Source organism: Planctomonas sp. JC2975 (genome assembly GCF_012985205.1).
Taxonomy (GTDB): domain Bacteria; phylum Actinomycetota; class Actinomycetes; order Actinomycetales; family Microbacteriaceae; genus Humibacter.
This window is the reverse complement of record NZ_JABEKS010000001.1, coordinates 1,342,947-1,362,699: the sequence shown is the minus strand read 5'-3', so window position 1 is coordinate 1,362,699 and position 19,753 is coordinate 1,342,947. Positions and strand designations below refer to the sequence as shown.

The window sequence follows — 19,753 nt, the reverse complement described above, 5'->3', positions numbered from 1 at the left end:
TCAGTCCTCGATCGGGCCGAGCCACGCCGTCGCGACGGTCGAGTGCGCAGACTCGTCGTCCGACGGATGGAACATGCCGGCGAGCACGTCGCGGTACAGGCGTCCCAGCTCGTTGCCCGCGAAGTAGCTCCCGCCGCCCGAAACGCGGATGGCCTTGTCCACGACGTCGCGGGCCGTCTCCGTGGCTCGCACTTTCATGCCGACGAGTTTCGCGAACCACTGGGATCCGTGGTCGGCGATTGCGTCGACGTCGCCCGTGATGGCATCCAGCTGCGGGTAGAGCGCATCCTGGGCGATGGCGGCGTCTGCGATGCGCCAACGGATGTCGGGATCCTGCGCGTACGAACGTCCGTCGTTCTTCATCGAAGTGCGTCGTTTCGCCGCTGCCACCCCGAGCTCCAGCGCCCTGGCGCCGATCCCCGTGTACACCGCCGCGAGCAGCAGCTCGAAGCTGGCGAAGATGCCGAAGGTGAGGAGGTCGCCGTTGGGACCCGGATCCAGGCGTCGGATGATGCGGTCCGCCCGCGCATGCGCGCCGTCCAGCTTCGTCGTGTTGGACTGGGTGGCGCGCATGCCGAGCGTGTCCCAATCGTCGGCGACCTCGAATCCGCCGCCCGACCGCTCGATGAACCCGAACACGATCTTCGGGGCGTCCTCGCTCGTGGAGTCCAGGCCCATCGTGCCGAGGCGCGTCCAGGCCGGCGAGAGCGACGTGAAGATCTTCGTGCCGTGGAACGTGTAGCCGCCCGTGCCGTCTGGGCGGGCGTCCGTTCGCGATCCGAAGAGCACGAGGTCGTTGCCGCCCTCGCTGATGCCGAAGCCGAACACCTCACCGGCGCCGGCCTCGCGCTGCAGGAACTCGAGCACATCGTCGCCGCGGTCGCGCATGATCTTCGCGACGCTCGTCCAGACCAGGTGCATGTTGACGGCGAGCGCCGTGGCGGGCGCTGCGGATGCCAGTCGCACCTGTTCCCGCGCCACCTCGCGCAACGAGAGGCCGAGTCCGCCCCGGTCGGTGGGGACCAGCGCACGAAGGTATCCGGCGTCCTCCAGCTCGGCCAGGTCGTCGGCGAAGAAGGCGTTGTCCCGGTCGTATCCGGCGGCACGGGACCGGATGCGCTCCAGCAGTTCGTCGGACAGCACACGCGCAGACTCGCTCATGCTCGTCACGTTACGCGCGCGGGAGCCATGGGCGAAGGCCATTTCCGGCCTTAGCCGCGACGCCGGCGCCGACCGCCGTCTCGGCGGTCGGGGACACATCCACCCCGGCAACGCCGCTGAATCCCGACCGTGCCCGTTCCGCCTCCCGAAAGTGCCTGTCCCACCTCCCGAACGTGCCCGTCCCACCTCCCGAGGGTGCCCGTCCTTCCTCCCGAGGGTGCCCGTCCTTCCTCCCGAGGGTGCCCGTCCTTCCTCCTGAGGGTGCCCGCATCCCCTCCCGACCTTCCGGGCGACCACCTGTGCTGATCTCGGCACGCTCAGCCAGCGGTTGCGGGCCGCCGGCAGGTCGGGGACGCGCCGCTATGGTGGGGCGCATGCACCAGCGCATCCTGCCCACCCGAACCCTTGGCCGCACCGGACGCACAGTCTCCGCGATAGGCCTCGGCACCTGGCAGCTCGGCGCGGACTGGGGGAGCGTGAGCGAGAGCGACGCGCTCGACGTGCTCGAGGCATCGGCTGAGGCGGGCGTCACGTTCTTCGACACCGCGGATGTGTACGGCGACGGACGCAGCGAGACCATCATCGGGCGGTTCCTCGGCGCGCATCCGGATGCCGATATCACCGTGGCCACGAAGATGGGCCGCAGGGTCGCCCAGGTACCGGAGAACTACACGCTCGCCAACTTCCGGCAGTGGATCGATCGCTCGCGCGCGAACCTCCGCACCGACACGCTCGATCTCGTGCAGTTGCACTGCCCGCCGACACCCGTGTACTCCAGCGACGAGGTGTTCGACGCGCTCGACACGCTCGTCTCCGAACAGGCGATCGCGAGCTACGGCGTGAGCGTCGAGCGCTGCGAGGAGGCGCTCACGGCGATCGCCCGTCCCGGCGTCGCGACGGTGCAGATCATCCTGAACGCGTTCCGGCTGAAGCCGCTCGAACGGGTCCTGCCCGCCGCCAGGGATGCCGGGGTCGGCATCATCGCGCGGGTCCCGCTGGCGAGCGGCCTGCTCAGCGGCCGCTACACGAAGGACACGACGTTCGCGCCGCAGGATCATCGCACGTTCAACCGGCACGGCGAGGCGTTCGACCAGGGTGAGACCTTCTCCGGAGTCGACTTCGAGACAGGGGTCGAGGCGGCTGGGCGGTTCGCGGATGCCGTGGCATCCGTCCGCGCGCAGCTCGGCGAGGAGTGCGCCGACCGGCTGACGCCGGCGAAGGCTGCCATCGCGTGGGTGGCGCAGCAAGGTGGCGTGAGCTCTGTGATCCCCGGCGCCCGCAACGTGGATCAGGCCCGCTCCAACGCCGCTGCCGGATCGGTTCCGCCGCTCGGCGACGAGTTCGAGACGGCAGTGCGCGAGATCTACGACGAGTACATCCGCGCGAGTGTGCACGACAAGTGGTGACCGGGATCCGTCGTTCCGGTCGCGACAGCGATCAGCACGTGCGTGAAGCCGTCGCTCTGTCCGTCGCCGATGACTCGATGGCGTGACGGGCCGCGGCTGCAGTGAAGGCACGAAGGAGACCAGCGCGTTGACAGGGAGGACGTCGGTATGACGAGACTGATGATCGTCGTCGGAAGCGTGCGCGAGGGGCGCATCGGGCTTCCGATCGCCGAGTGGGTGCGGGACGCCGCCGCGAGCGACGGACGATTCGAGCTGGACTGGGCCGACCTCAAGGAGCTCGCGCTACCGCTGATGACGGAGCCCAATCATCCGCGGCTCCGCCAGTACACGCAGCAGTCGACGATGGACTGGAGCGAACGCGTCGACGCGGCCGCGGCCTTCGTCTTCGTGCAGCCCGAGTACAACTACAGCTACTCGCCGGCGCTGAAGAACGCGCTCGACCATCTGTCGCAGGAGTGGTGGCGCAAGCCGCTCGGCACGGTGAGCTACGGCGGCATCTCGGGTGGCACGCGCGGCGTGACAGCCCTGCGCGTGCCCGAAGTCGCCGTGGGACTGGTGCCGACGTCGGCCAACGTGGAGATTCCCTGGGTGGCGCGCCAGATCGACGACGAGAGCCGGTTCGAGCCCAACGAACACCAGGAGCGGATGCTCGCCGCCCAGTTCGACGAGCTCGTCGCGCTCGACCATGCGCTGGCCCCGCTGCGCGCCGCGCGGCAGCGCTGAGTCGGCCGACCCTTCGACCTGAGAGCACCGGAACTTCGGAACGCTGGGGCCGGCACGCCTCGTGCGGCACACTGATCCTGTGCCGGATCCGCCGGCGGTCTGGGGCACCATGGACGACGAAATCGACGATGTCTTCGCCACTGCGGCGATGCGCACTCCTGCGCCGAAGGATTCCTTCCCCACCGACGAGCGCCCGGCGCGCGAGGTGTACCAGCTGGTGAGGGACGAGCTGCTGCTCGACGGCGTCGCACGCATGAACCTCGCGACGTTCTGCACCACGTGGCTGGAGCCGGAAGCGGCCCAGCTGATGGCGGACTCGGTCGCCAAGAACATCATCGACAAGGACGAGTACCCGCAGACCGCGGAGATCGAGCGGCGGGGTGTCGCGCTTGTCGCCGACCTGTTCCATGCCCCCGATCCGGCGCACGCGGTCGGCACGTCGACGACCGGGTCCAGCGAGGCGGCCATGCTCGCGGGACTGGCCGCGAAGTGGCGGTGGCGCGCGAAGCGGAAGGCCGCTGGGCTCGACGACTCGAAGCCCAACCTGGTGTGCGGGTCTGTTCAGGTCTGCTGGGAGAAGTTCGCGCGATATTTCGATGTCGAACTGCGTCAGGTGCCCATGCCGTCCGGATTCCTGCTCACCCCGGAGGACGCCGTCGCGCACTGCGACGAGAACACCATCGCCGTCGTCGCGACATTCGGCCAGACGTTCACCGGCCTGTTCGAGGATGTCGCGGGGATCTCGGCCGCACTCGACGACCTGCAGCAGCGCACGGGCCTGGACATACCGTTGCACGTGGACGCGGCGTCGGGCGGCTTCGTCGCACCGTTCTGCGCACCGGACCTCGAGTGGGACTTCCGCTTGCCGCGTGTGAAGTCGATCAACGCGTCCGGACACAAGACGGGCATGGCGCCGCTCGGCAGCGGCTGGGCGATCTGGCGGGAGCGAGCCGACCTGCCTGACGAGCTCATCTTCGACGTCAACTACCTCGGTGGCGACATGCCGACGTTCACGCTGAACTTCTCACGTCCCGGCGGGCAGGTGATCACCTCGTACTACCTGTTCCTCCGGCTGGGACGCACCGGGTACGCGAAGGTGCAGGATGCCGCGTACACGGTCGCCCAGCGCATCGCGGACGGCGTGCGCGACCTCGGCCGCTTCGACCTGGTGTTCGACGGCGACCCTTCGCGCGGCATTCCGTGCATCACCTGGCGGAGCGCGGACGGGGACGACGCCATCCTCTTCGATCTCGCAACCGAGCTCCGCGCGCGCGGCTGGCTGGTCCCCGCGTACACGCTGCCGGCGGACCAGGACGCCCGCGCCGTGCAGCGCGTTGTCGTGCGACACGGGATGAGCGTCGACATGGCTGATCTGCTCCTGGCCGACATCCGCCGATCGCTGGATTCGCTCGCCAAGGTTCCGGCGGGCATGCACATGCCGAGTTCCGAATCCACCGGATTCAACCACGACGCGGTGCCCAGAGTGCCGCTGTCTTAGCCGCTGCCCCGCGGGGTGCAGGGCGGCGGACGTCAGCTGGGCTGCGTCTGGATGGGCTCCGTGTCGGGGATCGGACTGATTTCACGGCCGCGCAGATCCGGATGCCATCGCTTGCCCAGCAAGGGAACGAGCGCGCCCAGCAGTGCGAACGCGGCCGCGACCCAGAAGGCTCCGACGGGACCGTGACTGTCGATGAGGAATCCGGCGAAGGCACTGCCCAGCGCCGCGCCGATCAGCTGTCCGGTGCCGACCCAGCCGAACGCCTCAGCAGTGTCGGAGAACCTGACGCTCGTCGAGACGATGGTGGAGGTGACGGCCAGGGCCGGCGCTATGCCAAGACCGCTGATGACGAGCATGGCGGTCAGCCACCACACGTTGGACACCCAGATCGACGCCAAGGCGATCCCTGCGAAGACGACCAGCATGCGCGTGCCGAGCGCCCACGGGCCGATCGGACGGGAGCCGAACGTGAAACCGCCGACGAGCGAGGCCGCCGACCAGATGCCGAGCACGATTCCCGCCTCAGGACCGTGTCCGTTGAAGTTGGCGATCGTGCCGGCTTCGATGGCGGCGCACGCTCCGACGAGCAGGAACCCGACGACCGTGGCCAGAAGCACGGTCGGACGCTTCAGGGTGGCGCCGATCCGGCGCTTGCTCCTCGGGATCCGCACCCTGCCGAGCTCGGGAAGGGAGATGAACCACGCACCGCCGCCCAGCATGACGGCGGCGCAGAACAGCAGGCCGATCGTCGTCGAGATCTGCGTCGCGACGAAGGTGATGACCACCGGCCCGGCGATCCAGATGAGCTCCTGCGCCGAGGCGTCCAGGGAGAACAACGGGGCGAGCAGACGCGAGTTGACGAGCTTGGGGTAGATCGTTCGCACAGCCGGCACCACAGGGGGAGTGGAGAGCCCCGCGATCGCCGCGACCACGATCGTCACGGGGATCGGCATGACGACGAGCGCGATGAGCACGATGCCGGCCGAGCACACCAACGTCGTGATCATGAGCACGATGCGCATGCCGACCCTGCCCATGAGTCGGCTGGTCAGCGGTCCGGCGATCGCCTGTCCGATGCTCGCGCCGGCCAGCACGAGCCCCGCCGCCCCGTAGGTGTGGTGCACCTGCTCGATGTGCGTGAGCATCGCCAGCGAGAGCATGCCGTTCGGAAAACGGGCCACCAGTTGCGCCGCGATGATGCGCGCGACGCCCGGCGTTCTCAACAGATCGCTGTACGCGCTCACTCGGCCGTCTCTCCTTGCTCCCGTCAGGTCGCGACGTCCACCGTCGAGGACGAAGAGGAACGGCGTGGCCAGACGTTCGATTCTAGGTGTGCGCCGTGCGTCGTCCGTGCAGCGGGCAGGGCAGGAATCGCGTTCCTCGACATACACCCGTACCTGTGAAATGTGGGGATAACTCGGCGAAGTTTTCCACATTCTGTGGACGACACGCCCACAACATCTAGGGTTGGCCGCTCGTGGGGACCCCGCTATATAGTGGTCACACGCCGGTTCCGTTGGGGGCCTCCCAGAGCCGGCAGACACGATGTCAGGGCCTCGAAAGCGGTCTCGACCACCGCTCTGATCAGGGAAATCCGATCGGGAGATGGTCGGGCGCGAACGGGGATTCGGGTGTCGGGGGTCTGCCGCACGATGAGGGACGACGACGCACGGCGTAGCGAGTCGAGAGGGGATCACCCGGTGGGAAACGCCGGGTGAGAACCGCCGGCTCGGTGACAAGGGGGAGATGAGGCATCCGATTCGCCGTGGAGGGTGGTCGGGTGGCCTTGACGACCCTGCAGAGATGCGGGGCGATCGGCGACGCCTTCTCAGGCGGACGCCACGAGTGAGAAGTAAGGAAGAGGCGAAGTGACAATCACGGTCGTGAAGCGCAACGGCGAGCGGGAGCCGTACGACGCGAACAAGATCAACCTGGCGATCGAGAAGGCGTCGGAGGGTCTCGACGAGAACATCACGTGGGTCACCCAGATCGCGAGCGAGCTCGAGCTGACCCTCTTCGACGGGATCACCACGCAGCAGCTCGACGAGGCCGTGATCCAGGTCGCGCTGCAGAACGTCAAGGACGATCCCGCGTTCGACACCGTCGCCGCGCGTCTGCTGCTCAAGACCATCTACAAGCGCGTGCTCGGCGACTACGAGGACGACGTGGAACTCAAGCGCCTCCACAGCGACGGATTCCGGGCGTACATCGAGCGCGGAGTCGCCGAGGACCTTCTCGACCCGCGCTTCACCGAGCTCTTCGACCTCGAACGCCTCGCCGCGGAACTCGAGCCGGCCAACGACGGTCTGCTCAAGTACATCGGACTCGTCACGCTGAACAACCGGTACGGCATCAAGGCGCGAAACGGCGATCCGCTCGAGGTGCCGCAGTACTTCTGGATGCGCATCGCCATGGGGCTCTCTCTCAACGAGGCGGATGCGACAGGCATCGCGATCGAGTTCTACGAGACCATGTCGCGCCTCGACTACCTGGCAGCGGGATCCACTCTCGTCAACGCGGGCACCAAGACCCCGCAGCTCTCCAACTGCTTCGTCATGGAGATGCACGACGACATCGAGCACATCGCGAAGTCCGTCCGCGACGTGATGTGGATCACCAAGGGCACCGGCGGCATCGGTCTCTCGGTCACCAAGCTGCGTTCGCAGGGGTCGCCGATCCGTTCCAACAACACCGTGTCGACCGGGCCGATCCCGTTCATGCACACCATCGACTCCGTCCTGCGTGCTGTCAGCCGCGGCGGCAAGAAGTTCGGCGCCCTCGCGTTCTATATGGAGAACTGGCACCTCGACTTCCCCGACTTCCTCGACCTGCGACAGAACTCCGGCGACCCGTACCGCCGCACCCGCACCGCGAACACCGCAGTGTGGATCAGCGACGAGTTCATGAAGCGCGTGCAGAACGACGAGCCCTGGTACCTCTTCGATCCGCTCGAGGTGTCTGACCTCAATGAGCTGTACGGCAAGGCGTTCTCCGAGCGTTACGCGTTCTACGCGGCGGAGGCCGAAGCCGGCCGGATGCGCATGTTCAAGCGGATGCCGGCGCGCCAGCAGTTCAAGGACATCCTGATGAGCCTGCAGACCACGGCGCACCCGTGGCTCACGTGGAAGGACACGATCAACAACCGTGCCCTGAACAACAACACGGGAACGATCCACCTTTCCAACCTGTGCACGGAGATCTGCCTGCCGCAGGACATCGACAACATCGCCGTCTGCAACCTGGCCTCGATCAACCTGTCCCGCCACCTGCAGGACGACGGCACGTTCAACTGGGCGACGATCGAGCGCAGCGCGCGCCTCGCCGTTCGCCAGCTGGACAACCTGATCGACATCACGATGTCGTCGGTTCCCGAGGCGGACCACGCCAACATCAACAACCGTGCGGTGGGCCTCGGCATCATGGGCTTCACGGATGTCGTCGAGCGGCTCGGCCTGTCCTACGAGTCCGAAGAGGCGTACGAACTCATCGACGAGGTGGCGGAGCGCATCTCGTACTACGCGATCGAGGAGTCCGTCGACCTTGCAGCGGAGCGCGGGTCGTACCCGAACTTCGCCGGATCCCGCTGGTCCCAGGGGTTGGTTCCCTTCGACACGCTCGCCATCACCGAGCAGGACCGCGGAGTCGAGATCAAGGTCAATCGCAAGACCCGGCTGGACTGGGACGCACTGCGTGCGCGCGTCGCAGGCGGCATGCGCAACGCGACGTTGATGGCCGTGGCGCCGACGGCATCCATCGGTCTCGTCGCGGGAACCACACCCGGATTCGACCCGCAGTTCTCGCAGATCTTCAGCCGCTCCACCTCGAACGGCAAGTTCCTCGAGGTGAACCGCAACCTGGTGAACGCGCTGCAGCAGCACGGACTCTGGGAGAAGGTGCGCGAGCAGGTGCTGCGCAGCCAGGGCGACATCCAGGGCATCGCGGACATCCCCGACGACATCAAGGCCGTCTACAAGACGAGCTTCCAGCTCTCGCCGTACGCGTTCCTCGAGGTCGCGGCCCGCGCGCAGAAGTGGATCGACCAGTCGATCAGCCGCAACATCTACCTCGAGACCCGCGACCTCGGCGACATGATCGACATCTACTCGGCGGCCTGGGAACGCGGCGTCAAGACCACCTACTACCTGCACATGAAGCCCCGCCACCAGGCGGAGCAGACCACCGTGCGCGTGAACAAGGCCGAGGAGATCGGCGGAGCGCGCAAGGGCTTCGGTGCTGTGCCGGCCGGTGTCGGCGCAGGATCCGCGGATGCCCCTGCTCAGACATCAGCACCCGCTCCCGCCCGCCGCGGGTTCGGCTTCGGAGGACTCACCACTGGAGGAGACAAGTAATGGACAACGGAACTCAGACCACCACGCAGTACGTCGGCGAGTACTTCGTGCCGGAGGATCCGATGGACGCCTTCCAATGCGAGTCCTGCCAGTGACCCCTGAGGGCTGAAGCTGAAGGCGAGGGCCAGTTCCGGCCTTCGCCTTCATGCCGGCGCCGACCGCGTGTCGGCGGTCAGGCACAGGACATCCGAGCGACAAACGAGACGAAGAGCGAAGAGAGGCGACATGGGCATTCTGGGTACCGGCATCGAAGAGGGCCTGCTGCTGAAGCCGGTGAAGTACCAATGGGCGATGGACCTGTACGACCAGGCCGTGGCGAACACGTGGTTCCCGAACGAGGTGCAGCTCGGCGAGGACATCGCCGACTTCAAGAAGATGACCGACGAGGAGCGTCACGCCGTGACGTTCCTGGTCAGCTACTTCAACCCGAACGAGCTGCTCGTGAACAAGGCGCTCGCATTCGGCGTCTACCCCTATCTCAATGCTGCCGAGGCGCACCTCTACCTCGCCAAGCAGATGTGGGAGGAGGCCAACCACTCGATGTCGTTCGAGTACGTCCTCGAGACGTTCCCGATCGACAGGGAGGAAGCCTACGGCGCCCACGTCGAGATCCCCTCGATGGCGCGTAAAGAGGAGTTCGAGGTCAAGTTCATCCGGCGCATGCTGGAGCAGAAGCTCGACATCACCGCGACAGAAGGCAAGCAGGACTTCATCCGCAACCTCGTGGCGTACAACATCATCCTCGAGGGCATCTGGTTCTACTCGGGCTTCATGGTGGCGCTCTCGTTCCGGCAGCGGAACCTGCTGCGCAACTTCGGATCCCTCATCGACTGGATCGTGCGCGACGAATCGTTGCACCTGAAGTTCGGCATGAACCTCATCCTCACGGTGCTCGAGGAGAACCCCGACCTGCAGACGCCGGAGTTCGCGGCGGAGATCAAGCAGATGATCCTGGATGCCGTGGAGATGGAGGAGCAGTACAACAACGACCTGCTTCCCGGCGGCATCCTCGGCCTCAACGCCAACTACATCAACCAGTACGTCAAGTACCTCGCCGACCGTCGTCTCGAGGAGCTCGGCTTCGGTGCGGAGTACAACGTGACGAACCCGGCCAAATGGATGGCTGCCGCCAACGACACGCTCGAGCTGGTCAACTTCTTCGAGTCGATCAACACCTCGTACGAGTCCAACGCGAAGGCGAGCAGCTGACACCGGCTCGTCTGAGCAGCGGTGCCCGGTACGGAGGTCCGAATAGCCTCCGTACCGGGCACCACTTCCTTATGCGTCCTTGAACACGTGCGCTTCTGCGGCAGTCCGTGCCGCGTTCCGGCGAGGCGTCCGGCATCCGCGGCGTGTTGCCCGGACTGCCGTCGGAAGGGTCCTCTATCGCACGACGGCCGTGCGCAGGAACAGCCACGTGCCGGCGAAAGCGAGCAGGATGACGACGCCTGCGGCGACCGCGAGCCACCAGAGCTGGAATCCCGCGAAGATCGTGCCGAGATCGGGCACGATGAGGATCAGCGTGATGCCGATGGCGACGAGCAATCCGATGGCGAGCAGCTGCGGACCGCGACTTCCGAAGCGCACCCACGAGGCGGCGAACACGCCTCCGACGGCGAGGAACCCCAGCACTCCGAGGAAGACGGTGGCCAGAAGCCGCCACGGATCCCCCGCTCCGAGCACATAGATGTCGAAGACGTAGAAGCCGACGAACCAGTGGTCGGTGGCCTGCTCCAGGCCGTTCAAGACCAGGAAGACTACGGCGACGTACGCGGAGACGACGGCCTCCCAGACCAGGGTTCCAAGGACGAAACCGCGTCTGGTGCATCCGAGGGTGAGCGCGAAGGGATAGGTCATCGCCACCGACGCCACCCCGAAGTAGACGAGGAACCCGCCGAGGGCGTACACGATGCCCGGATTGCTCTGGCTGGAGAGGACCCAGGCGGGCGAACCGGGCTGGCTGCCAGCACGCCAGAAGATGAGCGAGATCAGCACCGAGACGACGGCGACGATACCGGTGATGAGCAGCGGGGTCAGGAACGTGCCCCGACGCTGGTTGAGATGAAGCTTCACGGCTGAAACGACCGTATTCATCGGCGTGTGCCCTTCTGCGAGGGAGTGGTTTCAACGGCGGGTGCCTGGGCATCCGCACCGAATGCCGCGACGAGCTCCTGCAGCGACGTGCGCGAGACCTGTACGCCAGCCGCCCTGGCATCGCTGAGGAGGTCTACGTCGGCGGAGCCGCGCACGGTCACGGACTTCAGACCTGGCACGGCGTGACCGCTGAGGACGTCGAGCGGGGCGGAGAGCCGGTCGACGGCATCCGATGGCCCGCTGAGGACGAACGCGAGTTCCGACACGGCGTCGCTCTCCGCGTCGACGCAGACGCGTCCGCGGTCGAGGATCACGACCCTGTCGAACAGCGCCTCCGACTCGTCGATGAGGTGCGTGGACAGGATGATCGTGCGCGGGTGCTCCGTGTAGTCGCGCAGCAGGATGTCGTGGAAGAACCATCGCGCCGTGACATCGAGGCCGAGGTACGGCTCGTCGAGCAGGGTGATCGGCGAGCGCGACGCTATGCCCAGCACGATCGCCACCGCGGAGAGCTGGCCTCTGGAGAACTTCTTGATGGGCGTCTTCTCCGGGATTCGCAGGCCGTCCACGATCTCGGCGGCGACCTCCGCGCTCCAGTTCGGCGCGAACGCCGGTGCGATGCGCAGCACGTGGTGGAGACGGTAGCGATCGGGGTAGCGCTGGTTGTCGCGCACGAAGATGGTCTTCCGCAGCGCGCTCTCGTTCTCGAACGGCCGGTGACCGTCGATGGTCACCGTGCCGGACGACGGCCGGTCCTGTCCGGCGACGAGCGACATGAGCGTGGTCTTGCCGGCCCCGTTGCGGCCGAGCAGGCCCAGGATGCTTCCCTCCGGAACGGCGAGGCTCACGTCGTCGAGAGCCTTCGCGCCGCCGTAGGCGCGGGAGACGGACTGCAGATCGATCGCGTTCGTCACGACCGGCCCCCTTCTTCGTCGTCGAGCATCGAGTGGAGCTCGTGTGGTTCGATTCCCAGCATTCGCGCCTCGTCGAGCAACGGGCGCATGTATCGCGTCCGGAACTCGTCGCGTCGTAGTTTGCGCAACAGGTCCAGTGCGCCGGGTGCCACGAACATGCCGATTCCCCGCTTCTTGTAGAGCGCGCCGAGGTCGACGAGCAGGTTGACGCCTTTGCTGGCGGTCGCAGGATTCATCTGATGGAACGTGGCGAAGTCTGTGGCCGACGGAACGGCTGTCTCCTCCGGGTACACGCCGGCCACGATGTCGTCGGCGATCTTGTCGGCGAGCTGCTGGAAGATCGGCGCATCTCCGGAGAACACGTCATCATGTTAGTCCATTAGTCGACTAATGGACCAGTGGCCCGGAACTTTTTCGATCCGTCTCGGCCAGTGGACGAGTGCTGCGAACTTCGGCGGAGTTCGGCCGTCGCGATTCCTCGCGGCCCGGTTCGTCGTCTGTCCTTGTGTGAAGACGACAGCAACCACATCTGCAGCATCGACGACGACGGCCGCACCGTCGGCCACTTCGGCCGACGTGACAGCGCGATCCGCTGCTCGGGATCTCGGCGCGGAACGCCTCAACCGTGCGCACTGGGAGGCCGTCGCCCGCGGTGAGCCGACAACGTGGGAGGAACTCGGCGCACAGCCGGAGGGCGTGACCGTCGAGCGGATGGCGCATCCTTCCGGGCTCTGGCTCACGCCGAACGCGAGCCGGCCCGGGACTTCCGACCAGAGCTCCAGTGGTGCGTCCGCGTCAGCATCCGGTTCGGATTCGGATGCCGTCATCCTCGCGATCCACGGCGGGGGCTTCGTCGGCGGATCGGCGACCACCCACCAACGCATGTTCGGTCACCTGGCGGCGGCGAGCGGCATCCCGGTCTTCGCGGTCGAGTACGGTCTTGTCCCCGACCACACGTTCCCTTCGCAGCCGGACACGGTCTTCGAGGCGTATCGCGAACTGCTCGCATCCGCCGCTCGGCGCTCCCGCGACCAGGCGCAGCCGGCCGGCGAGCGTCGGATCGCCATCGTCGGAGACTCCGTCGGGGCGACCCTCGCCATCGGCCTCGCCGCCCGGGTCCGCGACGATGGCCTGCCGATGCCGGCGGGACTCCTCCTCGCGTCCGCATCGACGGACTTCGAGGCGATGGGCGGGTCGTACGACACCGGATCCGATCCGTTCTTCACCCGCGAGGTGGTGCGCGCTCTGGCTGATGGCTATCTGGCGGGCACGGATCCACGGGACCCGGCGGCCGCACCCCTGTTCACCGATCTCCGTGGCTTCCCGCCGGTCTACCTTCAGGTCGGCGCCGAGGAGTCGCTGCTCGATGACAGCAGGATGCTGGCCGAGCGTCTGCACTCCGCCGGCGTGCAGACGCGACTGGACGCCTACGAGGATCAGCTGCACACCTTCCAGATGACGGCGGGACGAACCCGGGTCGCGGACGACGCGATCGCGGAGGGAGCGACATGGTTGCGGTCGATACTGAACGTGTGACACCGGATCGAGGCGACCTCGCGCAGACGCGCACCGACCAGATCGCCACGTTCGACGACACGGTCGCGTCCCTCAGGAACGAGCTCGTCGCGCACGCCTACCGCATGCTCGGCTCATGGGACGATGCAGAGGACGCGGTCCAGGAGACGCAGCTCAAGGCCTGGCGCGCCTGGGACGGCTTCGACCACCGCTCGTCGGTGCGCACCTGGCTGCACCGCATCGCGATCAACGTCTGCCTCGACGCACTGCGTTCCCGATCGCGTCGCGTGCTGCCTCTCGAACTGCGACCGGACGTCGATCTGCCGACCGACGTCGACGCACCCGAACGTTGGGTTCAGCCCGCGCCGGGCGACGGCGACGACCTCCGGCTCGCGTTCATCGCCGCGCTTCAGCTGCTCGGTCCGCGCCAGCGAGCCGTGTTCCTGTTGCGAGAGGTGCTCGACTTCTCCGCTGCCGACGTCGCGCTCATGCTGGACACCACAGTCGCCGCTGTGAAGAGCTCTCTGCAGCGCGCGAGGTCGCGACTCGGCGACGGACGCCGCACGCCGGACGACGTGGTCGAGCCCCTCGATCCCGTCGCCCGGCGCCTCCTCGACGCCTATATCACGGCGTTCCAGAGCGGCGAGGTCGCCCCGCTCCTCGCCGTGCTGAGAGCGGACGCTTCCCTCGAGCTGATGCCGTCCGGCGACTGCTTCCGTGGACGGGATGCCTGTGCATCCGTTTTCGAGGCCGCTGTCGGCACGGCGGGCGAGTGGGCGATGCAGCCGACCGTGGCGAACGGACAGCCGGCCGCCCTGGTCACGTGGAAGGGCGGTCGATACGGCGTGGCCGTCCTCGACGCGCGCGTCGACGGGATCGCGCGCGTCTCCGTCTTCGAGGGCGCGGCATTCAGACCGTGAGCCAGCGGCGCGTGGCGAGCGTCCGCTCGACGCCGGTCCAGGCCATCGACACCGCCAGGTACACGGATGCCGCAACAGGCACCAGAGCGGCGAAGACGACAGCGAGCAGCGGCAGCCAGCTGAGGACACGCGCGAGGCGCGTCGGATCGGGCGCCGTGGGATCCATGAGTCGTGCGCTCCGGATGGCGAGGCACCGAGAGAGAAGCGCGATCGCTGCGATCACCACGAGCAGTGACAGAGGGAGCACCAGCTGGCCGACTGCTCCTGCCGCCGCCAGCCCGGCGAAGGATGCCCCGAGCGGTGTTCCGAGAACCGTGTGGGCGAGCAGTGCGTTGGTCTGGCCCGCGATGGTGACCCGCGTGAACACGCCGTACACGACGGAGACGATCGGAACTTGGAACAGCGAAGGCAGCATGCCGGCGAACGGCGAGACGCCCTCTGCCCTGTAGAGCTCCTGCGTCGCGCTGGCGAGGCGGGGGGCTTCCTTCGCGTGCCGCTTCTGCAGCTCGCGGATGCGCGGTGCGAGCCGAGCGCGAGCGACTTGCGCGCGCGCCGACGACAGGCCGACCGGAATGAGCGCCGCGCGCACGGCGAGCGTGGCTATCGCGATGGCGATGAGCACAGCGACGCCGGTCGGCACGGCGCCGGCGATCGTGTCGGCCATCGAGGTGATGAGAGCGGATGCTCCGCCCAGCACCGCCGCGAACGGCGGGAAGGAAAACGGGTCCATGAAGTGAGTCCTGACGTCTCCTAAGGAGAAGGTGGCGAGTACGCGCATCGGCGCGTTCCGCGCGAGTGCCGCGCGGCCAGAGACGCCGACGTGAGACGAAGGCTCAGGCGTGCGGCGTCGTCAGGATGCGATCGACGGAGGCCGCGGACGCATCATGGCGCGGGCATCCGTATGCGTGGGGGAGAGCGCCACCGTGGCGTCGAGCCATGCCTCGCGGGCCGAGGCGATGCGGACGGGACGGGTCCGCGCGGCGGTGCGCGCGAGCATCCGCGCCGCTGCGGTCGCCACGGCTGCCGCGAGCGCTGCGGCCAGCAGCAGGCTCGCGGCGCCGCCCGGCGTCACCTCGAACCCGGCGACTGCGACGAGCGCGGTCAGCAGCACGGGAATGAGGCGACGGAGCATGCGCCGATCGTATCCCGATCGACGGGCGGTGGTCAGTCCTCCACGTGCATGCGGAAGTCGTAGCGCGCGGGCGGCGGGAACTCGCGAGCGGCTCTTGCGCGCAACGTCTCGTCGGCCGGAACACCATCGAGCGCCGCGAGGCGGGCCACCTGGTAGTCCAGCCAGAGGCCGTCGAGCGAGGCCTCGCCCTCCTTGAGGTCGGCGATCTCGATGCCATCGTCGAGCACGCGTCCGCACCGTTCGACATCGCCGACGGCGAGGGACGCCCGCGCCTCCGCATAGCGGATCCGACCGTCCGTGCGGTGCACAGCGTCCAGCGACCCGATGAGTGTCAGTGCGTCGGTCGCGCGATCGCTGTCCAGAAGCTGGCCAACGGCCTCGATGCTGATGGGGAGCAGGTGCGGAAGCAGGCTGCGGGCGTGCGCGTAGGCATCCGCGGCGGCCGCGGGAGCGCCATCGCGCATCGCGGCGACCGCGAGGTTGCGCCAGGCCCAGCCGTTGTCCGTGTCGGCGGCGGATGCACGCCAGGCGTCGGTCGCCGCTGCCCAGTCTCCGCGGGCGATGGCCAACACTCCGGCGTGGAGCAACGCGAGCCATCCGTCGGTAGAGTCCACTGCGACGGCCCATGCCTGGTCGGACTGGTACGACAGCGGCGCCGCTGTCGGATCGATGGCTGCATCGGCCGACGCGGATGCGTCGTCCGGCGAAGCTCCGTTCAGCGCGGTGAGCCACCACCCTTGCTCGGGTCCGAGGTCGCCTGCCATGAACGGCGTGTCCGCGGTGGACAGCGCCGGCTCGCCGGTGCTCGCGCGACGGGCGTCTTCGAGTGCACCCCATCCGGATGCCCGCTGCAGCACGTCAACGACCTCGTCGTCCCGATCGTCGCGCGCCTCTTCCCGAGCGAGCACTTGAGGCGCACCCACCCGCTCCACGGCCTTCGCCGCTGCTGCCACCGCGTCGCTCCAGGAGCCGTGCACGGCATCCGCTTCGGCTTCGGCGAGCCCGTAGACCTCCGTCCAGCGCCACGACGAGTTCGCCGGCATGGGCAGATGCTCGAGCTGGGTACGCGCGAGCCCCGCCTGGATCTCCAGGTATGGATGCTCGCCATCGGTGAGCCAGCGCTGCCAGTGCGCGCTGCCGGCACCGGATCCCCAGAGGAACAGCTTGCGTCCGCGCAGGCGAGGCGTCGACGCGTGGAACAAGCCGGCACCCTCGCCGTCGAGCGCAGCGATCCACGGCAATGTGGTGCGGTTCAGCTCGAAGAAGTAGTCGGCGGCATCGCGTGAGCGCGTGGTGTGGCTGCGGTCGACGCCGTCGCCTGCAGCATCGGGGAACGGCACGACCGACAGGGTGCCCTCGTAGCCGAATCGGTACGCGGACTCCGCAGGAGCCACGACACGAACGTCGTCCCGCTCGGGCACCGCGATATTGGACCACCAGTAGACCGGAACCTCGGCATCCCGCGGATTGCGGATCGTCACCGTCACGACGAGAAGCGGTGCGTCGGGGGCGAGCGACGCATCGATGCGCACGACGAGGCCGCGCATCCGCTCGTACTCGTACATGCGCAGCACCTCTGTGCCGTCCGGACGCCGAACGCGCGCGGTGTGCAGCGGGGAGCAGGTGAGCGGCCAGTGTCCGGTCGTCCCGAGGTTCCATTCCACGCCGCCGGCGAACCACGCGTTGCGCAGCGCCAGATTCGCCGGACGGAACACCGGGTTCTTGTGGAGCAGCTCGCGGCCGGTTCGCTTGTCGACGAGCGACCACAGCCTGCCGCCGAGTCCGATCAGGAACTCGGCACGCATCCGCTCGTCTTCCAGCACGGCGATCGGATGCCGCCGCTCCTCCAGGTCGCGCGAGTAACCGTCCTGCATCAGGTACGGCAGCACCGTGTCGACCTTGCCGTAGCCGAGGCCGAACCGCATCTCGTCGTCGAGACCTTCGCCGCCGGCATCTTTGTGCAGGTCGCCGCTTCCGGCGATGGGAGGGAGCGGATCGGTCGGCCCGAGATCGCCAGAAGGCATCGTGATCTCGTCCACGGCGACCCGGGCAGTTGTGCTCATGGTCGCCCATCGTGTCAGACCCGCGCGCGCAAGCCGAAGGCCGCGCACGGATCTTGCGCGAACGCGCATCCGAATGCACGAATCGTCTCGTATGCGTTTCCATCGAGTAACGATCCGGTGGGCGATACCGGGCTGTGTCGCCGATGACGATTCGCCGTGTGTTAGGACATAAGAACCCCTGAGCATGTGCCGTGACCTGTGCATGCTCGCAGGATGATCCACTTTCAACGGTCAGCAGAGAGGCCCCACCGAATGAAATCGGCATCTACCCGCCGCGCCCGCGTCTTGCTGGGCGTCTCGGCGCTCGCCGTATCCGCCCTCGCACTCACAGGATGCTCCGGCTCCGGTGGCTCGAGTTCGGGCGGCTCCATCACGATCGGCACCACCGACAAGACGACCAGCCTCGACCCGGCCGGTTCGTACGACAACGGATCGTTCGCCGTGATGAACCAGGTGTACCCGTTCCTGATGAACACGCCGTACGGCAGCCCGGACGTGAAGCCGGACATCGCGCAGTCCGCGTCGTTCACCTCGCCGACGGAGTACACGGTCAAGCTCAAGAGCGGACTGAAGTTCGCAAACGGCCACGACCTGACCTCATCCGACGTGAAGTTCACGTTCGACCGTCAGCTGAAGATCAACGACCCGAACGGTCCCGCCTCGCTGCTCGGCAATCTCGACAGCGTGTCGACGCCGGACAAGCTGACCGCGGTCTTCCACCTGAAGGTCGCGAACGACCAGACCTTCCCGCAGGTGCTCTCGAGCCCGGCCGGACCGATCGTCGACGAGCAGGTCTTCTCGGCCACCAAGGTGACGCCCGACACGGACATCGTCAAGGGTGACGCTTTCGCCGGTCAGTACTACATCAAGTCGTTCAAGGTGAACAACCTGATCCAGTTCAAGGCGTTCGACGGCTACGACGGCCTGCTCGGCAAGCCGAAGACCGACACGGTCAACATGAAGTACTACACGAGCGCGCCGAACATGAAGCTGGACATCCAGCAGGGCGGCATCGACGTCGCGTACCGGCAGCTGTCCGCGACCGACATCGCGAGCCTGCGCTCCGACAAGAAGGTCAAGATCGTCGACGGCCCCGGCGGTGAGATCCGCTACATCGTGTTCAACTTCAACTCGATGCCGTACGGTGCCAAGACCTCGGAGGCCGATCCGGCCAAGGCGCTCGCCGTCCGCCAGGCAGCTGCCGACCTCATCGACCGCAAGGCGATCGCGAGCCAGGTGTACAAGGACACCTACACGCCGCTGTACTCCTATGTTCCGCAGGGCCTGACCGGTGCCACCGAGTCGCTCAAGTCGCTCTACGGCGACGGCAGCGGCGGCATCTCGCTCGACAAGGCGAAGAAGACGCTGCAGGATGCCGGCGTCACGACGCCGATCGCGCTCAGCCTGCAGTACACCCCGGAGCACTACGGCCCGTCGTCCGCCGACGAGTACGCGCTGATCAAGGACCAGCTCGAGACCGGCGGCCTGTTCAAGGTCAACCTGCAGTCCACCGAGTACGTGCAGTACACGAAGGACCGCGTCGCCGACGTCTACCCGGCCTACCAGCTCGGCTGGTTCCCGGACTACTCGGACGCCGACAACTACCTCACGCCGTTCTTCTCGAAGGACAACTTCCTGTCGAACCACTACGACAACCCCGACGTGCAGAAGCTGATCACGCAGCAGGTGGGCACGACGGACAAGGCGGAGCGCACGAAGCTGATCGAGCAGATCCAGGACAAGGTGGCGCAGGACCTCTCCACGCTGCCGATGCTCCAGGGCTCGCAGGTGGCGGTCGTCGGCTCGAACGTCCAGGGCCTCACGCTCGACGCGTCGTTCAAGCTGCGTATCGCGTCGATCTACAAGAAGTAAGTAAGGTTCGAGAGCGGGCGGCCGTCACGCGACGGCGCCCGCTCTCGAAATGTTCCATCCTCGCCGATCCTGGCCAGCGACGTCGTCGCGGTCCGGATCGGTGGGC

17 protein-coding genes are annotated in these 19,753 nt (G+C 67.3%); 9 read left to right on the top strand and 8 right to left on the bottom strand.

Going from position 1 to position 19,753, the window contains the following annotated elements; all coding sequences use genetic code 11:
• Positions 1–1,161, bottom strand: a complete 1,161-nt coding sequence (locus HII28_RS06270) for an acyl-CoA dehydrogenase family protein (RefSeq protein ID WP_170024613.1) — start codon at positions 1,159–1,161, stop codon at positions 1–3.
• A gap of 389 nt (positions 1,162–1,550) precedes the next feature.
• Between HII28_RS06270 and HII28_RS06265 the strand changes: the two genes are divergently transcribed.
• The 3 genes from HII28_RS06265 (at position 1,551) to HII28_RS06255 (ending at position 4,788) form a co-directional block, all read left to right on the top strand.
• Complete coding sequence (locus tag HII28_RS06265; protein ID WP_205864803.1) at positions 1,551–2,567, top strand: aldo/keto reductase; 1,017 nt, start codon at positions 1,551–1,553, stop codon at positions 2,565–2,567.
• Positions 2,568–2,714: 147 nt separating this feature from the next.
• Positions 2,715–3,290 carry an NAD(P)H-dependent oxidoreductase gene (locus HII28_RS06260; RefSeq protein ID WP_170024611.1) on the top strand — a complete coding sequence of 192 codons (576 nt, stop codon included), beginning with the start codon at positions 2,715–2,717 and terminating at the stop codon, positions 3,288–3,290.
• A 79-nt stretch (positions 3,291–3,369) separates the two neighbouring features.
• A complete protein-coding gene (locus HII28_RS06255; protein WP_205864586.1) occupies positions 3,370–4,788 on the top strand; it encodes a glutamate decarboxylase in 1,419 nt (472 codons plus the stop codon).
• Between the two features lie 32 nt (positions 4,789–4,820).
• Here HII28_RS06255 and HII28_RS06250 read toward each other — a convergent pair whose 3' ends face one another.
• Positions 4,821–6,032: an MFS transporter gene (locus HII28_RS06250; protein ID WP_170024610.1), complete on the bottom strand. Its 1,212-nt coding sequence runs from the start codon at positions 6,030–6,032 to the stop codon at positions 4,821–4,823.
• A gap of 624 nt (positions 6,033–6,656) precedes the next feature.
• Between HII28_RS06250 and HII28_RS06245 the strand changes: the two genes are divergently transcribed.
• From HII28_RS06245 to HII28_RS06235, 3 genes are all read left to right on the top strand, one after another.
• Positions 6,657–9,137 carry a ribonucleoside-diphosphate reductase subunit alpha gene (locus HII28_RS06245; RefSeq protein WP_170024609.1) on the top strand — a complete coding sequence of 827 codons (2,481 nt, stop codon included), beginning with the start codon at positions 6,657–6,659 and terminating at the stop codon, positions 9,135–9,137.
• Complete coding sequence (locus HII28_RS06240; RefSeq protein WP_170024608.1) at positions 9,137–9,232, top strand: ribonucleotide-diphosphate reductase subunit beta; 96 nt, start codon at positions 9,137–9,139, stop codon at positions 9,230–9,232. Before HII28_RS06245 ends, HII28_RS06240 begins: the two co-directional genes overlap by 1 nt.
• 130 nt (positions 9,233–9,362) lie before the next feature.
• Positions 9,363–10,346, top strand: coding sequence for a ribonucleotide-diphosphate reductase subunit beta (locus tag HII28_RS06235; protein WP_170024607.1), 984 nt, complete (start codon positions 9,363–9,365; stop codon positions 10,344–10,346).
• A gap of 174 nt (positions 10,347–10,520) precedes the next feature.
• Here HII28_RS06235 and HII28_RS06230 read toward each other — a convergent pair whose 3' ends face one another.
• The 3 genes from HII28_RS06230 to HII28_RS06220 are packed head-to-tail and all read right to left on the bottom strand — an operon-like array spanning position 10,521 to position 12,507.
• Positions 10,521–11,210, bottom strand: coding sequence for a hypothetical protein (locus HII28_RS06230; protein ID WP_346769211.1), 690 nt, complete (start codon positions 11,208–11,210; stop codon positions 10,521–10,523).
• Between the two features lie 17 nt (positions 11,211–11,227).
• Positions 11,228–12,145 carry an ABC transporter ATP-binding protein gene (locus HII28_RS06225; RefSeq protein WP_170024605.1) on the bottom strand — a complete coding sequence of 306 codons (918 nt, stop codon included), beginning with the start codon at positions 12,143–12,145 and terminating at the stop codon, positions 11,228–11,230.
• Entirely contained in the window at positions 12,142–12,507 is a 366-nt protein-coding gene (locus HII28_RS06220; RefSeq protein WP_170024604.1) for a GntR family transcriptional regulator, read from the bottom strand. Before HII28_RS06220 ends, HII28_RS06225 begins: the two co-directional genes overlap by 4 nt.
• Positions 12,508–12,652: 145 nt before the next feature.
• Between HII28_RS06220 and HII28_RS20110 the strand changes: the two genes are divergently transcribed.
• Together HII28_RS20110 and HII28_RS06210 are read left to right on the top strand one after the other, a co-directional pair.
• Complete coding sequence (locus HII28_RS20110) at positions 12,653–13,681, top strand: alpha/beta hydrolase (protein WP_170024603.1); 1,029 nt, start codon at positions 12,653–12,655, stop codon at positions 13,679–13,681.
• Entirely contained in the window at positions 13,678–14,580 is a 903-nt protein-coding gene (locus HII28_RS06210) for an RNA polymerase subunit sigma-70 (RefSeq protein ID WP_205864584.1), read from the top strand. Before HII28_RS20110 ends, HII28_RS06210 begins: the two co-directional genes overlap by 4 nt.
• Here HII28_RS06210 and yidC read toward each other — a convergent pair.
• From yidC to HII28_RS06195, 3 genes are all read right to left on the bottom strand, one after another.
• A complete protein-coding gene (yidC, locus tag HII28_RS06205; RefSeq protein ID WP_170024601.1) occupies positions 14,570–15,310 on the bottom strand; it encodes a membrane protein insertase YidC in 741 nt (246 codons plus the stop codon). The two genes, HII28_RS06210 and yidC, sit on opposite strands and share 11 nt — an antisense overlap.
• Positions 15,311–15,430: 120 nt before the next feature.
• Positions 15,431–15,712 (bottom strand): hypothetical protein, encoded by a 282-nt coding sequence (locus tag HII28_RS06200; RefSeq protein WP_170024600.1) that lies wholly within the window; start codon positions 15,710–15,712, stop codon positions 15,431–15,433.
• Between the two features lie 32 nt (positions 15,713–15,744).
• Entirely contained in the window at positions 15,745–17,775 is a 2,031-nt protein-coding gene (locus tag HII28_RS06195) for a DUF5107 domain-containing protein (RefSeq protein ID WP_170024599.1), read from the bottom strand.
• Between the two features lie 252 nt (positions 17,776–18,027).
• Here HII28_RS06195 and HII28_RS06190 point away from each other — a divergent pair, with 252 nt between their 5' ends.
• Positions 18,028–19,647 carry an ABC transporter substrate-binding protein gene (locus HII28_RS06190; protein WP_170024598.1) on the top strand — a complete coding sequence of 540 codons (1,620 nt, stop codon included), beginning with the start codon at positions 18,028–18,030 and terminating at the stop codon, positions 19,645–19,647.
• Positions 19,648–19,753: the final 106 nt, after the last annotated feature.